Source organism: Gordonia sp. UBA7860, assembly GCF_002500165.1.
Taxonomy (GTDB): domain Bacteria; phylum Actinomycetota; class Actinomycetes; order Mycobacteriales; family Mycobacteriaceae; genus Gordonia; species Gordonia sputi.
Window position 1 is genome coordinate 1 of record NZ_DLSO01000090.1, and the last position, 21,136, is coordinate 21,136.

The following is a 21,136-nucleotide window of genomic DNA, read 5'->3' on the forward strand; positions in this document are numbered from 1 at the left end:
GCTCGACTCGATCACCCGCCTCGGCCGTGCGTACAACAACGCGTCGCCCGCATCGGGACGCATCCTGTCCGGTGGTGTCGACTCGACGGCGCTCTACCCGCCGAAGCGATTCCTCGGCGCCGCTCGCAACATCGAGAACGGCGGATCGCTGACGATCATCGCATCTGCGCTGGTCGAGACCGGTTCGACCGGCGACACGGTGATCTTCGAGGAGTTCAAGGGCACCAGTAACGCCGAGCTCAAGCTCGACCGCAAGATCGCGGATCGTCGTGTGTTCCCGGCTGTCGACGTCAACCAGTCGAGCACCCGTAAGGACGAACTGCTGATGTCGCCCGAGGAGTTCGGCATCATGCACAAGCTCCGTCGCGTGCTGAGCGGACTCGACTCGCAGCAGGCCATCGACCTGCTGATCAGCCAGCTCAAGAAGACCAAGAACAATTACGAGTTCTTGCTCCAGGTGCAGTCGAACGCCCCCGGCGCCATGAAGGACGACTGACACCGCAGGACGACTGACACTGCTGGACGACTGACGCCGCAGGACGACTGACACCGCAGGACGACTGACACCGCAGGACGACTGACGCCGCAGGACGACTGACGCTAGCTGGTGGCCTGCGCGGCGCGGTGGCGTCGCACAGCCGCGCGGTTTGCGCATGCCGGTGAGCAGTAGCGTTGCCGTCCGTTGCGCGAGGTATCGGCGAAGACATGGGTGCATTCGGCGAGTTCGCATGCACCCATGCGGTCGATGCCGCGTCCGGTGAGGTGCAGCGCGGTCGCGGCAGAGATCAACACACAGATTTGCTGCCAGCCCGCGACGTCGTCGTCGCGGAAGTGTAGATGCCACCCCGTCTGCGCGTGGTTCGTGAGTCGGGGAGCGGCGGCGTGCCGTAACAGCAACGCGTTCAACAGGTCTGCGCGCTTCTGCTCGTCGGTCGCGCGCGCGACATTCCGCCAGTGTTCGAGATAGTCGAGGGTCTTGTCCAGGTCTTCGGGGCCGACGTCCTCGGCGTCGAACACGAAACCTGCTGCGTCGCATCTGGCGACGAGCTCGTCCGCATCCGTCGGAGGGTTATTGGCCAGGTCGACGGCCAGTCCGACGGCATCCTGTCCGTAATGGTTGAAATGCACAATGCCATTACATCACAGTGGAGGCATGTCACTCACACATCTCGATCACGCACACCACTGGACCGCTCAGTCGCGCCACCTCACCTCGACGGGTGTGGTTGTCTACCAACGGTGTTCGTGCGGAGCGATTCGTGTCGTCGAACATGACCTCACGGACACATCAGCAACCGATCGGGTCGTCGGGCAGGGTCGGTTCAGGCAGCCAGTTCGGCCATCAGGTGATCCCACGCGTCGAACATCGCGGGCGGTACCGCGCCGGTCTGCGTGATCACCATTCCGCATCGCGCGTGGCGGTCGTAGATCTCGATGGATCCGGTCGGGCCCCACACGCCCTGCGTCCAGGTGACCCAGCACTCGGTGACGAGATTGAAGTTGATCATCGCCCGTGCGCGCCCGGATGCCAGCAGCATCTGTCCCTCGTGTTCGCGTGCGCCGTCGAGCTGATCGTGGTGCAACTGGACACAGCCCGGTGCCGCGGCGGCCATCGTCAGTTCTACGTTGTGGAGCGCAGCATGCTGGAGTGCAGCGATGGCCTGGCGAGAGCCGATGCGTGCGAAGCCTTCTCGTGCCGGCATAGTGGCAAGACGTGACACCCCGCCGTCGGCGAGGATGCTGTCGAGCTGGGTGACCTGATCGTCGAGGGCGTCGTCGGAACAGACGGCGACCTCCGGCGCATCGTTCGCAATGTCGACGTCAGGCGAGTTGTCGGACGAGAACGTGTCGGCAGATAATCCGATGGCCTCGAATGCCAATCTGTCCGACGTCTCCGTCAGATACGTTGCGTGAGCGGTGTTTCCGTCGGTGTCGAAGAGTCGGAGCATGGGGGGCGCCTGCGCGGCGGGTTCGCTGACGAGTGCGGCGCCGAGATGATCGGGGTGCAGGCGCAACGACACCCTGCCGGGGCGGCAGCGGATCGGCCCACCCGTCACGGTTGGTGTCTCGTGGACACCGACGTCGTTGAGGATGACAGGTCCCGCAACGGTCACGCCCACGATCTGATCGAGCAGCGGTAGGTGTGGACCGATCGCGGAAGCGTTGCCCCGCAACAGATGTCCCGAGAACTGCGGGTCGGCGAGCAACGCGTCGAGGTCGCTGGCGTGTGCTGCCCGGTTGCAGCGGCATGCGCCGTCGCGTGCGCAGCGTCGCGCGGAGCCGGTTGTCGGTTGTCGTGGATCGGGCGGGTTGGCTGGCATCGTTGCCATCCTTTCAACTGCTTCTCGAGGTGAGGTCAGTAGACGTCACGCATGTACCGCTTGTCCTTCTTGAGCTGAGACACCACATCCTGCGCCGCCGAGGCGCTGTGCCCGCCGTGCTCGGCGATGATCTCGTGCAACGCATCGTCGACGTCGCGCGCCATTCGAGTCGCATCGCCGCACACATACAGGTACGCGCCGTCGTCGAGCCAGCGGAAGAGTTCGGCTCCGTGAGCGCGCATCTTGTCCTGCACGTAGACCTTGTGTTCCTGATCGCGTGAGAACGCGAGGTCGAGGCGGTCGAGCAGTCCATCGGCCACGAACTGGTCTATTTCGTCGCGGTAGATGTGATCGCACGCCTCGTGTTGATCGCCGAAGAACAGCCAGTTGCTGCCCGCCGCACCGCGTTCGGCCCGCTCGTGCAGGAACGCGCGAAATGGAGCAATGCCGGTACCCGGTCCGACCATGACGACCTTCGCGTCGTCGGGTGGGAGGCGGAACGACTTGTTGGGTGTCACGAACACGCCGATCGTCTCGTCGTCGGCGATTCTGTCTGCGAGGTGCGTCGAGCACACCCCACCGCGGTCGCGCTCGCCGGACCGGTAGCGGACCGTCGCCATCGTCAGGTGGACGGTGCCGGCGTGTGCCCGCGGGCTCGACGAGATGGAGTAGACGCGGTGGGCGAGCGGCTGCAACTCCGCGAGGAGCTCGTCGGGGGTGATCGTCAGCGACTCGTCGACGTTGAGTAGATCGAGCACGTCCTTACCCCACAGCCACGCGTCGAGCGCTTCGCGGTCGCCGGTGGAGGCGAGATGTGTGAGTTCGGCATCACCGCTACGGGCTGCGATGTAGTCGACGAGATACTTCGACGCTGTCGCGATCTCATAGCGGTGGAGCAGTGCCTCGCGCAGCGGACGCTGCTCCTTGCGATCGACGACCGGTGTCTGCGGTGAGACACCGAGCCTGTCGATGATGCGGTCGACGAGCGCGGGATCGTTGCGCGGTACGACGCTCAGTCCGTCGCCGGGCTCGTAGGTGATGCCACTGTCGCCCAGCGAGATCACCAGGTGCCGAACCTCTTTGGCCGAACCGGTGCCGGAGAGAACGCTGTTGGCGATCACCGTCGCCGGGTAGGGATTCTTGCGACCCCACGTCGACTTGCGTTGGCGCGCAGGCTTCGGCGGCTTCTCTGCGTCGGATCTGTCGGTCCGAGTGATCTCGACGTCAGTGATCTCGACGTCAGTCGCCGCGGCTCCGGTCTCGCCCGCCTGCGCAACGGTCGACGATTCGCGGTCAGATCTGGCCTGCGCGAAGAGGGGTAGTGCCCGCGCCAGCCACTCGTCGGCCGTCTGCTGATAGTCGACATCGCAGTCGACACGTTCGACGACCCGTGTCGCACCTAGTTCCGCGAGCCGCGTGTCGACATTCTTGCCCGCCTGACAGAAGCCATCGTAGATCGAATCCCCGAGTGCGAGAACGCCGAATGTCAGCCCGTCGAGTCGACCGACCTCGGGCGCGGCGAGTGCCTGCCAGAAGTCCTCGGCGTCGTCTGGCATGTCGCCCTCACCGTAGGTCGACGTGACGACGAGCAGTCGAGTCGTCGTGCCGAGCGTGGCGAGGTCGAGGTCGGCAAGGTCGCTGACTCGTGCATCGAGGCCGATCTCCGCGGCCTTCGCCTTCGCCTTCTCGGCGAGCATCTCCGCGTTTCCGGTCTGGGTGCCATAGGCGATGAGCAATGGCTGGGACTGTCCGGCCGACGTCGATTCGGCCTGCGTGTGCCCGACGCCGAGTGCAGAGGCCGGTTGCGGCATGGTCATTCTCGTGTTCAGGCCAGCGAGGAAGCCTGCAAGCCAAGCCTTTTGGTCGCCCGTGAAGGGAATGTCGTTGGGAATGTAGGGCAGTTGCATGTCATCCCGCCTTCGGGTGTGAGAGAGGTGCGATGTCGTCGGCCGCGACTGGGCTGTGTGGTGTCGCTGCCGCGACGGGGCTGTGCGGCTCCGCAGCCGCGAGCGCCTCGACGACCGTCGGCACGGTCCGCGAAGCGAACAGAGCGTCGAAGTCGGGGAGAGATCGCAACACGTCACGGATGTGGTTGTCCTGGTGCATGATCCAGCCGTAGGTTGCCGGCGCGTCGACGGAGCGCACGTTGCGGGCGGCGAGCGCCCGTTTGTAGTCGTCGATCCGCTTGGCGGAGATGAGTGCGGCGATCTGTTGTTCGTCGTAGTCGGCGAGGATGTCGCCGACAAACGTACCCACGCATGTGATGAGGTCGAAGTCTTCGGTCAGGACGAGGTTGCGTGCGGCTCGCGCGATGAGGTGTTCCGACCGCGAATCCGCGCCGACGACCGTCGATCTCGAACGACGTAGACGCGTCCGGGCAACCTCGCGGGCGAGATGGAACACAGTGAACGCGTTGAGGAGGCGGTACATCGTCGCGTCGTCGGTCTGCCCGTAGTCAGGGACGAGCCCGTCGAGGATCGGAGTGCGGTTTCTGACATGCCGTTTGAGAGTCCTGATTTGGTCGGTGGCGATCGACGTCGACAGTTCGTCGACGAGTGCGCGGTGACCGAGCGTGGCCAGCAGGGTTGGGGCGTCCTGGTGAGCGACGAGCGCGCGCGGCATGGCGTAGCTGATGTAGTGCCGCTCGGTCTCCCAGTTCTCGAGGAGCCGGGTCGCGAGCGCGGAACCCGTTGCCTCGGCGTGCATCTCGAGGAGTAGGTGGACCGCGTGGTGGTGGAGTGGTGCGAGTGGGTCGTCGACTCCCGTGATCGCCCCGACAAGCACCGAGTCCGAACTGATCCGCTCGGTGAGTACACAGGCCGGATCGTACTGATAGAGGAAGCCGCCGCTCATTCCGTTGCCGAGTCCTCGGCCGAACCCGCCGATGTTGAGGACCGCTCCGTTGGTCATGTATTCACAACCGAACTCGCCGATGCCCTCGACCACTGCGGTGGCACCCGAATTGCGCACGGCGAAGCGGTCTCCGGCCTCTCCCTCGACGAAGAGGCGCCCACCGGTGGCCCCGAACAGAGCGAAGTTGCCGATCAGGACGTTGCCGCCCTCCGCGGGCGAACCTCCACCGGGAGAGCGCACCACGACCGCGCCGCCCGACATCGACTTTCCCACACCGTCGTTGCACGTACCGGTGTGCTCGAGGCGCAGGCCGTCGTTGCAGAAGGCGCCGTAGGACAACCCTGCAGACCCCGACGTGGGGATGGTGACGGAATCGGGTGCGAGATAACGACGCCCGCGTTCGTCGACGTAGACGGTCGGCGCCAGGTCGATGTGTTCGGAAGCGGGGTCGTCGGGTGCGGTGTGGTTGAGGACGCGCTCGATGTCGACGGCCAGTTGCGCACCGACACTCTTGTTCCGATTGCCGAGGATCGTCGGGGTGGTGACGACACTGGTGGCCCCGGCGTCGAAGAGCGACTCGCGCACCTGGGTCAGCAGCGAGTCGTCGACGGAGAAGTCGGCCTCGAGGTAGACCGGATCGGTGATGACTTCGCCGTCGACGCGCGCGAGGAGCGGCGCGGTGTCGAGGCGCCCGACTATCGCAGGGTGGTCGATTCCGACGAGTAGGTCGGTGCGACCGCGTGCCGCGCGCAGATCTCCGACTGCGAGGTCGGCGAGAATCTCCCGCACATCGTGCGCGACGTTGAGCAGGTACTGCGCCATGGCGCGCGGATCCCCGTCGAACAGTTCGGGATTGGTCGTGAGGCCAGCCGGACACTTGATGTTGCAGTTCTTGGCCATCACGCAGCCCATCATCATCAGGGCGGCGGTACCGAACTCGAAGCTGTCGGCACCGAGTAGTGCCGAGACCACGACGTCGCGACCTGTCTGATGAGCCCCCGACGCGCGGAGGACGACCTTGTCGCGGAGACCGTGCGCGCAGAGCGCCTGGTGCACTTCGGCGAGGCCGATCTCGGCTGCACGTCCGGCGTAGCGCAGGCTGGTGACCGACGCCGCGCCGGTGCCGCCGGTGTTCCCGGCGACGTTGATCACGTCGGCGCCTGCCTTGGCGACTCCGACGGCGATGGTTCCGATGCCCTCCGACGACACCAGCTTCACGATCACACGCACCCGCGCTGCTTTGCAGTCGTGGATGAGTTGCGCGAGATCCTCGATCGAGTACGTGTCGTGATGCGGTGGGGGAGAGACGAGTTCGACGCCCGGAGTGCCGCCGCGGGCCGCGGCGATCTCGACGGTGACCTTGGGTGCCGGAAGTTGCCCTCCCTCACCCGGTTTCGCGCCCTGGCCGATCTTGATCTCGAGTTCGGTGAGCATGGGGTCGGCGAGGTACCCCGCCCAGATTCCGAATCTTCCCGACGCGAACTGCTTGATCCTCGACGCACGCAGCGTGCCGTATCTCGAAAAGTGCTCGCCGCCTTCGCCGCTGTTCGACAACGCGCCGACCATGTTGGTGCCGTGGGCAATTGCTTCGTGTGCCTGGGCTACGAGGGCGCCATGACTCATGGCTCCGGACGCGAAGGTTGCGGTGATCTCATGGGCGGGCTGCACATCTGTCAGCCCACGGGGTGTCTCGGCACGACGAAGGTCGAGGACGTCGCGCACGGCGCTCGGGCGTTCCGCCCGGGTCCGCGCGAGGTCGTCGGCGAATGCGCGGTAGGCATCGGTGATGAGAATGCGTCGATCTCGGCATCGCTGAGCCTGTCGTAGCTGCTCGACGAGTACAACTGCGCGGTCTCGCCGAACGCGTCGTCGAGGTCGCCGAGCGTGAGCAGTCGTAGAAGATCCGTGGCACCGGCCTCGTCGGCGCGAACGGAGTCGACTGTCGCCGTGACGAATTGCAGCTTCTCCGAGGTCATCTGGCCGTAGCCGCGGACAGCCGCGACGCCGAAGGAGTGGCCTGCGCCGTCGGACCGTTCCTTGAAGAGCCCGAGCAGTGGGAGGTCTTTGTCCGACGACGCGGCCGGTGTGGCCATCGCGGCTCGGTGAGCATCGGCGATCGCGTCGACGACGTCGGCAAGCGCGGCTCCTCCTGCAGGCGAGCGCATCGTCGGAAACCATTCTGCGAGGACGGAGTCGGAGGTGTCGAGAAAGTTCGGCTCGAAGAACTCGCCACCGATGTAGCTCTCGACGGTGCACAACCCCACCCGGCCCATCGTCTTCATGAGTGACTTCGTGGCCGCCGCGGCCCAGCTATCGAATCCGGCCGTCGCCTTCTGCGGGTCACCCGAGCGCGCTGCGCGTCGCGCGACCGAATGAGGATGTGCTGCAGCGGCTCCGAAGCCGAGCACCGCGGCGAGGTGATGCGACGACTCGATCTGCCCCGAGTCTGCCACCAGAGAAACGCTCAGCCGTGCGCCAGAGGCGATCAGGCGCTGGTTGGCCGCGGAGACGAGAAAGATCATCGGCAAAGCAGCACGATCTGTCCGGATCGCACGGTCGCTGAGGACCGCGATTCCGCCGGTGGCCGACGCGAACTCGACAACCTGGGCGCAGACTCGCTCCACGGCCTCGACGAGTGCCGCTGTGTCGTCGAGAGTCTGGGTGTTCTCGCGTGCCATACGGGAACGGTCGGATGGCTCTGGCAGCGCGAACGTGGCGTCGAAGACACGGACGGGGGATTCATGCTGTGCGAGCAATGTGGCGAGCGCGACGGCGTCGAGTATCGGTGACGGGATGACGATCTGGCGATGGTGATGCGTTGTGGCCGTGCTGATCTCGCTGAGCCGAGGCCGTGCCCCGAGCGCGACGCGCAGCGACATGCCGTCCGCTTCACGGATGCTGTCCAGCGGCGGGTTGGTGACCTGCGCGAATCGCTGTGAGAAGTATCGGGCGACGCTGGGCTCCCGATTGGTGAGCGCATTGATCGCGTTGCCGAAACCCATTGCGGAGACGCGTTCGACACCGTCGTCGATCATCGGGTCGACGAAGTACCGCAGGCTTTCCTGGTCGAGGTGATACGCGCGGAAGCGTTGATGGTCCGTCAGCGTCGGATCGTCGCAGGGAAGGGTGGGCGGAACGCCGTTCTCGGCACTGCGTGACGAGTGTTGTGGCGCAAGCGTTGCCAGCTCGACCCGCGCGGCATCCAGGAGCGCCGGGTAGTCGCGTGACGCGGCGAGCTTCGCGTACGCCTGCTCGGTGGTGTAGCTGCGGTGCTCACGATGGTCGTAGTAGATCATCCCACCTGCGGAGACACGCCCACGGGCGATCACGCGCTCCGGCGGGAACGAGATCTGCCCCGCCTCGGAGAACGCGCACAGGTAGTCGGCGGTCTCGACGGTGCGCAGGGGGCGGAGTCCGAGTCGGTCGAGGCGTGCGCCGATGACGGTGCCGTCGCCGAACACCACAGCCGCCGGTCCGTCGTTCTTCTCCTCGTGGAGAGAGAAGTACTCGAACATCGCCCGAACCTCGGGGGCGAGTGTCGTGTCGTTCTCCCAGGCGGGCGGCATCATCGACACGATCGCGGTGACGAGGTCGACGCGCTCGGACACGACACGCGCGGCGACGGTCTGGTCAAGTCTGCTGGAGTCGGATTGGCCCGGCGGTCGCGAGATGGTCTTCCCGGATGCCGCGGCCGCGGTGACCTGCGCGATGCGGTTCTTCTTGTCGGTGTTGAGCTCGCCATTGTGTGCGAGGAGTCGGAATGGCTGAGCCATCGTGGGATGCGGGTCGGTGTTGGTGGAGAAGCGCGTGTGGAAATACAGGGTGTGGACCCGGTGGTCAGGATCGGCGAGGTCGGTGAAGTAGTCGACGACCTCGTTCGACGAGAGCCTGCCCTTGAGGACCTGCGTACGTGCGGACAGCGACAGGGGATAGAGGCCCGCGAACTCGTCTGAGGTGTAGGCGATCGACTCGATGTGCAGCAGTGCCTGCTGGACAAAGTGGTCGAGATCGGCCGGATCAGGGCAGGGATCAGGTGCGGCGAACACCCATTGCCGGATCGGGAGCTGCGCCGCCGCGGATGCGGGCCGCAGCACCGAGGGGTCGACGGGAACATCGCGCACGCACAGGTCGGTGAATCCGCGGTCGTGCATCGTGCGCTCGATGAGTCGCGTGGCTCTCGATGCTGCCGCCGGCGACGGCGGGAGGAAGAAGTTGCCGACGCAGAACCGACCCAGCTCGAGGTCGGGTCGGCCGGTCACCGAACGAAAGAAGCGTCGGGACAGATCCATCGACACGCCGCCACCGTCGCCGATGCCGAGCGCCGACATTCCACCACGGTGGGGTACCGAACAGAGCGCCTCACGTGCCATGTCGATGACGTCATGCGTCGCCCTGCCGTCTTTGCGCGTGATGAAGCCGACGCCACAGCTGCTCTTTTCGTCGCTGTGATCCCACACCAGGTGTGGTCTCCGGATCGCGTGCACGCAGGTCCTCTCGTAGGGATGTGGGTTCTGGATGCGAATGCAATCCGCTGCGGCGTTGGAGCGGTTCGCCGCTGCGACAGTGGAGCGGCTCGCACGACTATAACTTAGGTAAGGCACAGTAAACTAAGGCTTACCTTCATATGGACCGGAGAAGTGCATCTTCGGCGCGGCGCGTTCGCACGTTTATGCAGCGTGTGGCGTGTTCGGCGGAGCGGGACCTGCGTCGGAATGAATACGGGCGGGGCCGTGTTGAGGCGGGTGACAGGCAGTCGAGTCGAATCCGGTGCCCGCGGTGATCGTGAAGAAGAAGTGCGCGATTTCCGTCTGGGCCTCGGGCGATGGCATACTGATCGGTCGAGTCCGGTACCGGTTCACACCGCCGAATCGCGGCGGTGACCCGGCGACCATAGAAAGGGACACCAGAATGAAGCAGGGAATTCACCCCGATTACCACGTGACCACGGTCGTTTGCGGCTGTGGCAACACCTTCGAGACCCGCAGCACCGCCGAGAACGGTCGGATCAACGTCGAAGTCTGCTCGCAGTGCCACCCGTTCTACACGGGCAAGCAGAAGATCCTCGACACCGGCGGCCGCGTCGCGCGCTTCGAGAAGCGCTACGGCAAGCGCACCAAGAAGGCAGACGCCAAGTAGCACACCCGACGACGCCCGCCCGGTCAGACAGACCGGGTCGGGCGTCGTTTGTGTTTGTAGGTGCCCAGGCAACTTCGTGTGTGCGCCGCGATGCACGACGAATAACGAGGAGCGTGGCGACGACGTGATGAGGAGGAAGAGCGGTGTCTAGAGGCGCACACATACGCGACGCCGGAGGCGGCGCCAACGGCGGAGCCATCGATGACATTCTGGCCGAGCACGCCGGGCTCGAGCAGCAGCTCTCCGACCCTTCGTTGCACGACGATCCGTCGCATGCGCGACGGGTGGGCAAGCGATTTGCTGAGCTCGCGCCGATCATGGCGACGTATTCGAAGCTGCAGACCGCGCGCGATGACCTCGCCGCCGCACAGGAACTCGCCGCAGACGACGCGGCGTTCGCCGAGGAGATTCCCGCTCTCGAGGCTGCGGTCGAATCTCTGGACGCGACGCTGACCGATCTGCTCGCACCGCGCGATCCGCACGATTCCGACGACGTCGTGTTGGAGATCAAGTCGGGTGCAGGCGGCGAGGAGTCGGCGCTGTTCGCCTCCGACCTGGCACGCATGTATCTCAAGTACTGCGAGCGGCACGGATGGAAGGCCCAGGTCCTCGGTGTCACCGAGTCCGATCTCGGGGGCTACAAGGAGGCCACGCTGTCGATCAAGGGCCGCGAGCCCTCGCGCGACGGTGTGTGGTCGCGACTGAAGTTCGAGGGCGGCGTGCACCGCGTGCAACGTGTCCCGGTGACCGAGTCGCAGGGGCGTATCCACACGTCGGCCGCGGGCGTGCTGATCTATCCGGAGCCCGAGGAGGTCGAGGAGGTCGAGATCGACGAGTCCGACCTGCGGATCGACGTCTACCGGTCGTCGGGCAAGGGTGGGCAGGGCGTCAACACCACCGACTCGGCGGTTCGTCTCACCCACCTACCCACCGGGATCGTCGTGACCTGCCAGAACGAGCGGTCGCAGCTTCAGAACAAAGCCCGTGCCATGCAGGTGCTCGCTGCGCGGTTGCAATCCGCTGCCGAGGAGGAGGCCGACGCCGCGGCCGCGGAGGGCAGGGCTGCGCAGATCCGGACGGTCGATCGATCCGAACGCATCCGCACCTACAACTTTCCGGAGAACCGGATCACCGATCACCGGATCGGATACAAGGCAAACAATCTCGATGCCGTGCTGAATGGCGACATGGACGCACTGCTCGACGCACTCGTGGCCGCGGATCGTCAGGCGCGGCTCGAGGCCGAGTGAGGTCGATCGTCGTGACAAGTGACCGGCTGACGCCAGCGGTGTCTGCGGCCCAAGAGTCATCTGCGGCCCAAGAGTCATCTGTGGCGTCGGAGATATCTGCGGCGACATCGCTGCTCGCGGAGGCCGGGATCGATTCGGCGCGAAGCGACGCGGAGTGGTTGTTGGCGCACGTCCTCGACGTCGGTCGGGGCTCTCTGGCCTTCGCCGACGGACCAGACGCGGGTCACCGGAAACGGTATCGCGAACTCGTTGCGCAGCGTGCGCGTCGAATTCCGTTGCAGCACATCATCGGTCGCGCAGCGTTCGGCCCCATCGACCTGGCCGTCGGCCCCGGGGTGTTCGTGCCGCGGCCCGAGACCGAGCTGATGCTCGAATGGGCCGTCGAGAATCTTCGCGGTATCCCACACCCGCTCGTCGCCGATCTGTGCAGCGGCAGCGGAGCCCTTGCGATCGCGATCGCCGAGTCGGTGCCGTCGGCCCGTGTGGTGGCGGTCGAGAAGTCGGCGTCGGCATTGTTGTGGCTACGCCGGAATGTCGAGAACCTCGGTGTCGGCGATCGGGTGGCAGTTCTCGGCGCCGATGTCACCGACCACGCGCAACTGCGCGATCACATCCCCGACGGCTCGCTCGACCTCATCGTGGCGAACCCGCCCTATGTGCCCACCGACACCGACGTCTCGCCCGAGGTCGAAGCGGATCCTGCCGAAGCCGTGTTCGCCGGTCACGACGGCATGAGCGTGATCACGCCGCTCGCCGACGTCGCCGCGCGACTGTTGGCAGTCGACGGGCGCATCGCCGTCGAACATGACGATTCGACGTCGTCCCAGGTGGTCGGGGCACTTGAGACGACCGGGCGATTCGACGACGTCGTTGCGCGCCTCGACCTCGCTGGTCGGCCGCGGGTCGTGACCGCGCGCCGTCGACCTTGATCCGGGCCAGACGTGTCGCGTGAAAGGATGAACGGGTGAGTACCGTTTTCGATTGCTCTGACGAGGCAACCCGCTCCGCCGGAATCCAGGCGGCCGTGGGGGCAGCCAAGGCGGGACGCCTGATCGTCACACCGACCGACACCGTCTACGGCATCGGCTGCAACGCGTTCGACGCCGAGGCCGTCACCGATCTCCTGGCCGCGAAACACCGGGGACGCGACATGCCGGTCCCGGTTCTGGTTGGCTCCTGGCATTCCATCGACGGTCTCGTCTTGTCGGTGTCGGCCGTGGCGCGCAGCCTTGTCGAGGCGTTCTGGCCGGGCAGCGTGAGTCTCGTCGTCGAACAGGCTCCGTCGCTCGCCTGGGATCTCGGCGACACGTCGGGCACCGTGATGTTGCGGATGCCGCTGCATCCGGTGGCCATCGAGGTGCTGCGCGAGGTCGGGCCAATGGCGGTTTCGAGTGCCAACGTGTCGGGCAGGCCTCCCGCCATCACGTGCGACGATGCCCGCGAGCAGCTCGGCGACTCGGTGTCGGTGTACCTCGACGGTGGGAGGGCGCCCAAGGGGGAGCCGTCGACCATCGTCGACATCACCGGATCCACACCCCGCGTGCTGCGCGAGGGGGCAGTGACCACGGCCGAGGTGGCAGAGGTGCTCGACGTCGATCCGGCCAGCCTGGTCAACTGATGCTCGAGCCCGTCACCGGTACCAGCATGGTCGTCGCGGACATGCTGTCTGCCGACTCCGGCTCGGGCGGTGCCGGTGTTCCGCTGCGCGAGTTGCTGCTGGTCGGGCTGACCGCGGCGGCCATCACATACCTGCTGACATCGCTGGTCCGTGTGATCGCGATCCGAGTGGGTGCGGTGGCTGTGCCCCGTGTCCGAGACGTGCACACCATTCCCACCCCGCGACTCGGCGGAGTCGGCATGTTCGCCGGCGTGGTCGCGGCTATCGTCCTGGCCGCCAATCTCCCTGCGCTCAACCGGGGTTTCGCCTACACCAACGACATGGGGGCGGTGGTGACCGCAGGGGCGGTCATCGTCATCGTCGGGATCATCGACGACCGGTGGGGACTCGACGCACTGACGAAGTTCGTCGGTCAGCTGACCGCGGCGGGCGTCATGGTGGTGATGGGAGTGAGCTGGCTGCAGGTGCCCGTCCCGTTCGGAAACATCGGGACCATCGTCCTCGACCCGTTCCAGTCAGGACTCCTGACAGTCGTGATCACCGTCGCCACCATCAACGCCGTCAACTTCATCGACGGACTCGACGGTCTCGCCGCGGGACTCGGACTCATCTCCGCGTCGGCCATCTGCATGTTCTCGCTCGGGCTGCTTCGCGATCAGGGGGGCGACGTCAGCTACTACCCACCCGCGCTGATCTCGGTCGCACTCGCGGGCGCCTGCCTCGGGTTCCTTCCGCACAACTTCTCGCCTGCGAGGATCTTCATGGGGGACTCGGGTGCGATGCTCATCGGCTTGATGCTCGCGGCGGCGTCGACGAGTGCGTCGGGCCGTATCGCGGTGAATGCGTACGGTCCTGCCGACGTGTTCACACTGCTCTCGCCCCTGATCCTGGTTGCGGCGGTTGTCTTCATTCCGATGCTCGACATGCTGATGGCGGTGGTGCGACGCACCAGGGCAGGCGTCGGGTTCTATACGCCCGACAAGCTGCACCTGCATCACCGCCTGCTCGAACTGGGGCATTCACAGCGTCGCGTTGCGCTGATCATCTACCTCTGGGTGGGCATCCTGGCGTTCTCGGTGGCTGCGAGCACGATCTTCCCGATGTCGGTGGTCGTGCCTGCGTTTGCAGCCGGTCTCGTGGTCGCGATGTTGGCGACAATGGCACCTCGGCTTCAGCGGCGCATCGCGGAGCTGCGGACCGCGCGGGCCCTACGTTGACCACACGTCCTCAGTGGCAGCAGTGAATGATCGAAAGGCCAGGTAGGGGCCGATTCGGCAGGGTGGGGGACGGTCGGCCGACCGGTTAGGTAACCGGACAGTAAAATCGTGTACTATCAGCTGTAGTACTTGAGGGGGAAGCGTATGACGCGCCACGGGCGCGACGTGCCCCCACCTCGGGAAGCCAACACGTTCTGCGAGGCCACCCCCCGGTGACCACGGCAAGCCGTGTTGATAAGGTCACTGCAAATGCAGAGCGTACGCTCGGCGGCACCTGCCGCGAAGACGGACGCTCATAGCCTGATGCCCTTGGCATTGAGGCGTTCACGTGAGGAGAGGCAATGGCGACGTCCGCCCCTGACTCGGCTCCCGTGTATTACCCGCCCGCGCCGACCGGCCTCCGACGACCGGCGATCATCGCCGCCGTACTGACCGTCATCGTCGCGATCATTGCGGTGTTCCTCGGGAGCTGGTTGTTCCCGCTGTTCTTCGCAATCGGTGTGGTCGCCGTCTTCATCAACACCAAGATGGTCATCATGTCCGTCGAACGTGTTGCGGCAGAAGAGAATCCTCGCAAGAAACTGCTCGCCGTCAACTCTGCCGCACGCCTCGGAGCCATCACTGTGCTCGCGCTGGCGGCGGCGTTCCTGTTCCGGCCCGAAGGGCTGGGCGTGATGTTCGGACTCGCTCTCGGCCAGGTTGTCCTGGTGCTGAACACGGTGATTCCGGTGATGAAAGGACTTCGTAAGCAGCTATGATCGCATCGACTTACGGCGCCGATACCCTCGTGCTGGCCGAGGCCCAGATCGAGGTCGGCCACCACAAGCAGGTGGAATGGCTGGGCATGACGTGGAACATCGACACGATCATCGCCACCGCCATCGCGGCAGTGATCGTGATCGCGCTCGCGTTCTTCGTGCGCTCGCGGATGACCTCCAAGCGTCCCAATTCGGTGCAGTTGTTCTTCGAGGCCGTCACCACACAGATGCGCAGCCAGATCGAGAACTCGATGGGCATGAAGGTCGGCGGCTTCGTCCTACCCCTTGCCGTCACCCTCTTCACGTTCATCCTCATCGCGAACTGGCTGTCGGTGCTGCCATTGCAGTACGCCGACTCCGAGGGCAAGAGCGCCGAGGTGTTCGCGCCCGCGGCCAGCGATGTCAACTTCTGTTACGCCCTCGCGTTGTTCGTCTTCGTCTGGTACATGGCTGCCGGAATCCGACGCCGCGGACCGATCGGTCACTTCAAGCGTCTGGTCAAGGGTCACGTCGCATTCCTGGCCCCGATCAACATCATCGAAGAGATCGCGAAGCCTGTTTCGCTCTCCCTCCGTCTTTTCGGCAACATGTTCGCAGGCAGCATCATGGTCGCGCTGATCGCGCTGTTCCCCGCCTACATCATGTGGGCGCCGAACGCGATCTGGAAGTCGTTCGACCTGTTCGTCGGCCTCATCCAGGCATTCATCTTCTCCCTGCTGACCGTGCTGTACTTCAGCCAGGCCATGGAGACGGACGAAGACCACTAGCTAGTCCGACCCCGGCCGGCACCGCGTCGGTCGGACCTTAGACCTGGCAATCCGATTGCCAGTATCACCCGAAAGGAAAGTTCTCAATGGATCCGAATCTGATTGGTCTGGGCGCGTTGATCGGTGGCGGCCTCATCATGGGTGGCGGCGCAATCGGTGCCGGCGTCGGTGACGGTATCGCCGGTTCCGCCTTGATCTCCGGCATCGCACGTCAGCCGGAGGCACAGGGCCGTCTGTTCACTCCGTTCTTCATCACCGTCGGTCTGGTCGAGGCCGCGTACTTCATCAACCTCGCGTTCATGGCGCTGTTCGTGTTCGCCACCCCGATTTCCGGCCAGTCCTGATCTTCCCGGTTTTAGTCGGGTTCCTCGAACAACAAGGGACATCTGAACCATGAATCTCGCCGCAGAGAACTTCTTGATCCCCAATGGCACGTTCTTCGCGTGTCTGCTGATCTTCGTCGTCGTGCTGATCGTGATCCGCGCGTGGATCGTGCAACCGATTGTCAAGGTGCTCGACGAACGGCAGGCACGGGTCGCGAAGACTGCTGAGGACAACAATGCCGCTGCGGCGAGCTACGAGGACGCCGACCGGGAGTATCAGGCCCGAATGAAGGAAGCCCGCGCCGACGCGACCCGAATCCGGGACGAAGCGCGGGCCAAGGGGAACGAGGAGTTGTCGGATGCGAAGCGGCGTGCGACGGATGAGGCCGACGCCGCTCTCGCGAAGATCTCCGCAGACCTCAAGGTTGAGGCCGACAACGCCGTGACCGAGGCCAAGCGCGACGTCGACTCACTGTCGCGGACGCTTGCTGACCGTGTTCTCGGCACACAGGGTGCCGGCGTGCAAAGTTCAGGGGCGACGACCGCCTCGCCAGAGACTGAGACGGTGAAGTAGCAGTGGACGTATTTATCGGACAGCTTGTCGGCTTTCTGCTCATCATTGCGCTGTTGTGGAAGTTCGTCGTGCCGTTCTTGCGGAAGACCGTGAAGAGCGCACAGGACGTCGTCGACCAGCAGGTGGCCGAGAGCGATGCGGCCAAGGCGCGCCTCGAAGACGCCAAGGTCGCACACGAGCGCTCGATCGAGCAGGCCAAGGTCGAGGCCAAACAACTACACGAGGGTGCGATCGAGGATGCCAAGGGCATCGCCGACGACCTGCACAAGCAGGCCGACGTCGAGGTCAAGCGCATCTCCGAGCACGGCAAGGCGCAGGGCGAACTCATTCGCACGTCGATGGTCCGCCAGTTGCGTAGCGAGCTCGGACTCACCGCGGTCGATGGCGCAGGCAAGATCGTGCGCGATCACCTCGCCGACCCGGCCAACCAGTCGGAGACCGTCGATCGGGTCATCGACGAGCTCGCGGCCATGTCGCGGGGCGGACAGCCCTCGACCGGGGTGCCGAGTTCGAGTGAACTGATCGGGTTGCACTCGATGCACGCCGCCAGCCGTGACGCGGCACGTGCGGTCGCGCGCGAGTTCAGCTCCAACACCGAGGGTAAGTCTCCGCAGGAGTTGCTCGCGGCCAGCGAGGATCTCACGCAGATCATCGACTTCCTCCAGCACAACCCGGTGCTGCGGAAGAAGTTCACCGAGGACGAGGATTTCCCGGCCCTCAAGAAGCAGTTGGTGCACAGTCTGTTCGACGGCAAGGCATCGCCGATCGCGGTCGAGGTCGTTGCGTCCGCCGTTGCTCAGCACTGGTCGCAGCCCAACGACATCCTGGTCGCGCTGCGCAGACAGAACGCGCTGGTGGTACTCACTGCGGCTGAGCGTGACGGTCAGATCGAACAGGTCGAGGACGAACTGTTCCGGGTGAGCCGTCTACTCGAGGCGAATCCCACGCTCGCCTCATTGCTGACCGACTTCACCAAGCCCGCGGAGAAGCGCAACGGCCTGCTCACCGGGCTGCTGGGGAGCCAGATCGGCAATTACACCGCGCACCTGCTCACCCAGACGATCAGCCTCCTCCACGGGCAGCCCGCGGAGTCCGCTGTCGACCAGCTCGCGCAATTGGCCGCGGCCATGCGTGGCGAAACAGTCGCCCATGTGGTGTCTGCAGCCGAATTGAGCGATGCTCAGAAGCAACGTCTCGGTGACGTGCTCGCCGAGATCTACCACCGCAAGATCTCGGTGCAGACCGAGATCGACCCGTCGATCATCGGCGGACTGCGTATCGGTGTCGGAGACGAGGTCATCGAGGCCGACATCGCGACACGCCTGGCAAAAGCAGCGGAGACACTGCCGAGGTAGCCGCGTCTCGCAGTCGCGAACGACACCTCACCACCACGACTCACTCACACCGACCGACATCAAGAAAGACGAGAACCCATGGCGGAGTTGACGATCTCAGCAGACGAGATTAAGGGAGCGATCGAGCAGTACGTCTCGTCGTTCGAAGCCGAAGCCTCGCGCGACGAGGTCGGCACGATCACCGACACGGCTGACGGCATCGCCCACGTCAGCGGCCTTCCGGGCGCAATGGCCAACGAGCTGTTGCAGTTCCCCGGCGGCATCCAGGGTGTGGCACTGAACCTCGACGAGGACGAGATCGGCGCGGTCATCCTCGGTGACTACGAGGATCTCGAAGAAGGCGGCCAGGTCAGCCGCACCGGCGAGGTGCTCTCGGTGCCCGTCGGCGACAAGTTCCTCGGTCGCGTTGTCGACCCGCTGGGCGCTCCGATCGATGGACTCGGCGACATCGAGGCCGAGGACAATCGTGTCCTCGAGTTGCAGGCTGCCACCGTGCTCGAGCGTCAGCCGGTCGAGGAGTCGCTGGCTACCGGCATCAAGGCCATCGACGCCATGACCGCGATCGGTCGCGGACAGCGTCAGCTCATCATCGGCGACCGCAAGACCGGTAAGACCGCTGTGTGTGTCGATGCGATCCTGAACCAGAAGGACAACTGGGCAACCGGCGACCCGAGTAAGCAGGTCCGGTGCATCTACGTCGCGATCGGTCAGAAGGGCTCGACCATCGCGGGTGTGAAGACGGCACTCGAAGAGGCCGGCGCAATGGAGTACACCACCATCGTCGCCGCACCCGCTTCCGACTCGGCAGGCTTCAAGTGGCTGGCCCCGTACACCGGTTCGGCCCTCGGCCAGCACTGGATGTACCAGGGCAAGCACGTTCTCGTGGTCTTCGACGACCTCACCAAGCAGGCCGAGGCCTACCGCGCCATCTCGCTGCTGCTGCGTCGTCCGCCGGGCCGCGAGGCTTACCCCGGTGACGTCTTCTACCTGCACTCGCGTCTGCTCGAGCGCGCGGCGAAGCTCTCCGACGAGCTCGGTGGCGGCTCGATGACCGCGCTGCCGATCATCGAGACCAAGGCCAACGACGTGTCGGCGTTCATTCCGACCAACGTCATCTCGATCACCGACGGTCAGGTCTTCCTCGAGTCCGACCTGTTCAACAAGGGCGTTCGTCCTGCGATCAACGTCGGTACCTCGGTCTCGCGCGTTGGTGGTGCCGCTCAGACGAAGGGCCTCAAGAAGGTGTCCGGCTCGCTGCGTCTCGAGCTCGCGCAGTTCCGCGAACTCGAAGCCTTCGCTGCCTTCGCCTCCGACCTCGACGCAGCGTCGAAGGCGCAGCTCGAGCGCGGTGCCCGGTGGGTCGAGATGCTCAAGCAGGATCAGTACAGCCCCTACTCGGTCGAGGACGAGATCGTTTCGATCTACCTCTGTGGTGAGGGCCACTACGACTCGGTCCCGGTCGACGATGTCCGGAACTTCGAGACCCAGCTGCTGAGCCACCTGCATCACAACGCGACCGGCGTCTACGACTCGATCGCGGGCGGCCAGGTGCTCACCGACGACCAGGCAGAGGCACTCGTCGCCGAGACCAACAAGTTCAAGAACAGCTACCTCACCCACGACGGCAAGCGCGTCGTCAACGAGGCAGAGGCAGCCGCGATGGACGCCGACGACGTCGAGCAAGAACAGATCAAGATCCGGAAGTGATCGCGTGTCCGTCCGTGCCCGCATCGGGCGTATCCGTGCCAAGGAAGAAGGGGTGAGGGCTCATGGCCAGCATTCGTGAGCTGCGCTCACGCATCCGGTCGGTCCAATCGACGAAGAAGATCACCAAGGCGCAGGAGCTGATCGCGACGTCGCGTATCACCAAGGCTCAGGCCCGGGTGGCGGCAGCGAAGCCCTACTCGGAAGAGATGACCAAGGTGCTCTCCGAACTGGCCAGCAGCGCCGGGTCGCTCGACCATCCGCTGCTCAAGGAGCGCGAGAATCCCAAACGCGCCGCGATTCTGGTGATCACCAGCGACCGCGGCATGGCCGGCGGTTACAACGCGAACGTGCTGCGGTCATCGCGCGAGCTCATCTCGCTCATCCGTGAGGAGGGCAAGGAGCCGGTCCTCTTCGTGATGGGCACCAAGGGCGTGAACTACTTCACCTTCCGCGGTATGGATGTCGCGACGTCGTGGACCGGATTCTCGCAGTCGCCGGAGTACGCGGACGCGGCGCAGGCGAGCAACTTCCTTGTCGACCTCTTCGTGGCGGGGTCGGGGGAGAGCATCGATCTGCCGGACGGCGAGGGAACCATCGAGGGCGTCGACGAATTGCACATCGTCTACACCCGGTTCGTCACGATGCTCACCCAGACGCCCGAGGTCCGTCGCATGGCGCCACTGGTGGTGACCGAGAACGACAACCCGGATCACGGGGAGGTCGAGGTCGACGACGAGTCGCGCAACTACAGCTTCGAGCCGAGCGCAGAGACCCTCCTCGAGGCACTGTTGCCGAAGTATGTCGCCACGCGCGTCTACGCGGCGCTACTGGACTCGGCCGCATCCGAGTCGGCCGCACGTCGCACGGCGATGAAGGCAGCGACAGACAACGCCGAGGAACTGTCCAAGACGTTGTCGCGTGAGGCCAACCAGCTCCGCCAGGCCCAGATCACCCAGGAAATCAGCGAGATCGTCGGCGGATCGAGCGCCCTCGCCAACTGACGCCGATCCCACCCAAACTTCGATCAAAAGGAAGTGACCCAAGCATCATGACCGCAACTGTAGAGACACCCTCGTCGCAGTCGGCGGGGACCACCGAGGGCCGCGTTGTCCGCATCATCGGCCCCGTCGTCGACGTCGAGTTCCCCCGCAGCTCGATCCCAGGCCTGTTCAACGCCCTGCACACCGAGGTGACACTCGAGGCCGTCGCCAAGACGCTGACCCTCGAGGTCGCACAGCACCTCGGCGACAACCTGGT

At 65.1% G+C, this 21,136-nt stretch carries 15 protein-coding genes and 3 pseudogenes; 14 read left to right on the forward strand and 4 right to left on the reverse strand.

The window, feature by feature from the left end; all coding sequences use genetic code 11:
- Positions 1 to 496: pseudogene (locus B3T59_RS11805) on the forward strand (transcription termination factor Rho); the annotation flags it as partial.
- A gap of 104 nt (positions 497 to 600) precedes the next feature.
- On the opposite strand, the gene B3T59_RS11810 reads toward B3T59_RS11805, so the two are convergent.
- The 4 genes and pseudogenes from B3T59_RS11810 to B3T59_RS11825 form a co-directional block, all read right to left on the reverse strand.
- Positions 601 to 1,128 (reverse strand): CGNR zinc finger domain-containing protein, encoded by a 528-nt coding sequence (locus tag B3T59_RS11810; RefSeq protein ID WP_064863173.1) that lies wholly within the window; start codon positions 1,126 to 1,128, stop codon positions 601 to 603.
- Between the two features lie 194 nt (positions 1,129 to 1,322).
- The gene (locus B3T59_RS11815; RefSeq protein ID WP_308204789.1) at positions 1,323 to 2,321 is read right to left on the reverse strand and encodes a heme transporter; all 999 of its coding nucleotides are present in this window, start codon (positions 2,319 to 2,321) and stop codon (positions 1,323 to 1,325) included.
- 35 nt (positions 2,322 to 2,356) lie between these two features.
- Positions 2,357 to 4,228 carry a sulfite reductase subunit alpha gene (locus tag B3T59_RS11820; protein WP_064863175.1) on the reverse strand — a complete coding sequence of 624 codons (1,872 nt, stop codon included), beginning with the start codon at positions 4,226 to 4,228 and terminating at the stop codon, positions 2,357 to 2,359.
- A gap of 1 nt (position 4,229) precedes the next feature.
- Positions 4,230 to 9,658 (reverse strand): annotated as a pseudogene (locus B3T59_RS11825) (glutamate synthase-related protein).
- Between the two features lie 424 nt (positions 9,659 to 10,082).
- Here B3T59_RS11825 and rpmE point away from each other — a divergent pair.
- The 13 genes and pseudogenes from rpmE to B3T59_RS11890 all read left to right on the forward strand — a co-directional run.
- Complete coding sequence (rpmE, locus tag B3T59_RS11830; protein ID WP_287003486.1) at positions 10,083 to 10,310, forward strand: 50S ribosomal protein L31; 228 nt, start codon at positions 10,083 to 10,085, stop codon at positions 10,308 to 10,310.
- Between the two features lie 143 nt (positions 10,311 to 10,453).
- Positions 10,454 to 11,560, forward strand: coding sequence for a peptide chain release factor 1 (prfA, locus tag B3T59_RS11835; RefSeq protein ID WP_287003487.1), 1,107 nt, complete (start codon positions 10,454 to 10,456; stop codon positions 11,558 to 11,560).
- An 80-nt stretch (positions 11,561 to 11,640) separates the two neighbouring features.
- Positions 11,641 to 12,489, forward strand: coding sequence for a peptide chain release factor N(5)-glutamine methyltransferase (gene prmC / locus B3T59_RS11840; protein WP_005205740.1), 849 nt, complete (start codon positions 11,641 to 11,643; stop codon positions 12,487 to 12,489).
- Between the two features lie 35 nt (positions 12,490 to 12,524).
- Positions 12,525 to 13,178, forward strand: coding sequence for an L-threonylcarbamoyladenylate synthase (locus tag B3T59_RS11845; RefSeq protein ID WP_064862745.1), 654 nt, complete (start codon positions 12,525 to 12,527; stop codon positions 13,176 to 13,178).
- Positions 13,178 to 14,395: an MraY family glycosyltransferase gene (locus tag B3T59_RS11850; RefSeq protein WP_005205736.1), complete on the forward strand. Its 1,218-nt coding sequence runs from the start codon at positions 13,178 to 13,180 to the stop codon at positions 14,393 to 14,395. The genes B3T59_RS11845 and B3T59_RS11850 overlap by 1 nt, the downstream gene beginning before the upstream one ends.
- Before the next feature lie 341 nt (positions 14,396 to 14,736).
- Complete coding sequence (locus B3T59_RS11855; RefSeq protein WP_005205734.1) at positions 14,737 to 15,153, forward strand: hypothetical protein; 417 nt, start codon at positions 14,737 to 14,739, stop codon at positions 15,151 to 15,153.
- The gene (gene atpB, locus B3T59_RS11860) at positions 15,150 to 15,920 is read left to right on the forward strand and encodes a F0F1 ATP synthase subunit A (protein WP_005205732.1); all 771 of its coding nucleotides are present in this window, start codon (positions 15,150 to 15,152) and stop codon (positions 15,918 to 15,920) included. The genes B3T59_RS11855 and atpB overlap by 4 nt, the downstream gene beginning before the upstream one ends.
- An 86-nt stretch (positions 15,921 to 16,006) precedes the next feature.
- Complete coding sequence (locus B3T59_RS11865; protein WP_005179417.1) at positions 16,007 to 16,264, forward strand: F0F1 ATP synthase subunit C; 258 nt, start codon at positions 16,007 to 16,009, stop codon at positions 16,262 to 16,264.
- A 49-nt stretch (positions 16,265 to 16,313) separates the two neighbouring features.
- Positions 16,314 to 16,817 carry a F0F1 ATP synthase subunit B gene (locus B3T59_RS11870; RefSeq protein ID WP_064862744.1) on the forward strand — a complete coding sequence of 168 codons (504 nt, stop codon included), beginning with the start codon at positions 16,314 to 16,316 and terminating at the stop codon, positions 16,815 to 16,817.
- Between the two features lie 2 nt (positions 16,818 to 16,819).
- Positions 16,820 to 18,172 carry a F0F1 ATP synthase subunit B/delta gene (locus B3T59_RS11875; protein ID WP_287003488.1) on the forward strand — a complete coding sequence of 451 codons (1,353 nt, stop codon included), beginning with the start codon at positions 16,820 to 16,822 and terminating at the stop codon, positions 18,170 to 18,172.
- Between the two features lie 78 nt (positions 18,173 to 18,250).
- Positions 18,251 to 19,879 carry a F0F1 ATP synthase subunit alpha gene (gene atpA / locus B3T59_RS11880; RefSeq protein ID WP_005179408.1) on the forward strand — a complete coding sequence of 543 codons (1,629 nt, stop codon included), beginning with the start codon at positions 18,251 to 18,253 and terminating at the stop codon, positions 19,877 to 19,879.
- Positions 19,880 to 19,941: 62 nt separating this feature from the next.
- Positions 19,942 to 20,880 carry a F0F1 ATP synthase subunit gamma gene (locus B3T59_RS11885; RefSeq protein ID WP_005179406.1) on the forward strand — a complete coding sequence of 313 codons (939 nt, stop codon included), beginning with the start codon at positions 19,942 to 19,944 and terminating at the stop codon, positions 20,878 to 20,880.
- Between the two features lie 47 nt (positions 20,881 to 20,927).
- Positions 20,928 to 21,136 (forward strand): annotated as a pseudogene (locus B3T59_RS11890) (F0F1 ATP synthase subunit beta); the annotation flags it as partial.

Excerpts from the sequence above, each read along its gene's own strand:
- B3T59_RS11815 (WP_308204789.1), bottom strand. The coding sequence starts at position 2,321 with ATGCCAGCCAACCCGCCCGATCCACGACAACCGACAACCGGCTCCGCG.
- B3T59_RS11820 (WP_064863175.1), bottom strand. The coding sequence starts at position 4,228 with ATGCAACTGCCCTACATTCCCAACGACATTCCCTTCACGGGCGACCAA.
- rpmE (WP_287003486.1), top strand. The coding sequence starts at position 10,083 with ATGAAGCAGGGAATTCACCCCGATTACCACGTGACCACGGTCGTTTGC.
- B3T59_RS11850 (WP_005205736.1), top strand. The coding sequence starts at position 13,178 with ATGCTCGAGCCCGTCACCGGTACCAGCATGGTCGTCGCGGACATGCTG.
- B3T59_RS11855 (WP_005205734.1), top strand. The coding sequence starts at position 14,737 with ATGGCGACGTCCGCCCCTGACTCGGCTCCCGTGTATTACCCGCCCGCG.
- atpB (WP_005205732.1), top strand. The coding sequence starts at position 15,150 with ATGATCGCATCGACTTACGGCGCCGATACCCTCGTGCTGGCCGAGGCC.
- B3T59_RS11865 (WP_005179417.1), top strand. The coding sequence starts at position 16,007 with ATGGATCCGAATCTGATTGGTCTGGGCGCGTTGATCGGTGGCGGCCTC.
- B3T59_RS11870 (WP_064862744.1), top strand. The coding sequence starts at position 16,314 with ATGAATCTCGCCGCAGAGAACTTCTTGATCCCCAATGGCACGTTCTTC.
- atpA (WP_005179408.1), top strand. The coding sequence starts at position 18,251 with ATGGCGGAGTTGACGATCTCAGCAGACGAGATTAAGGGAGCGATCGAG.
- B3T59_RS11885 (WP_005179406.1), top strand. The coding sequence starts at position 19,942 with ATGGCCAGCATTCGTGAGCTGCGCTCACGCATCCGGTCGGTCCAATCG.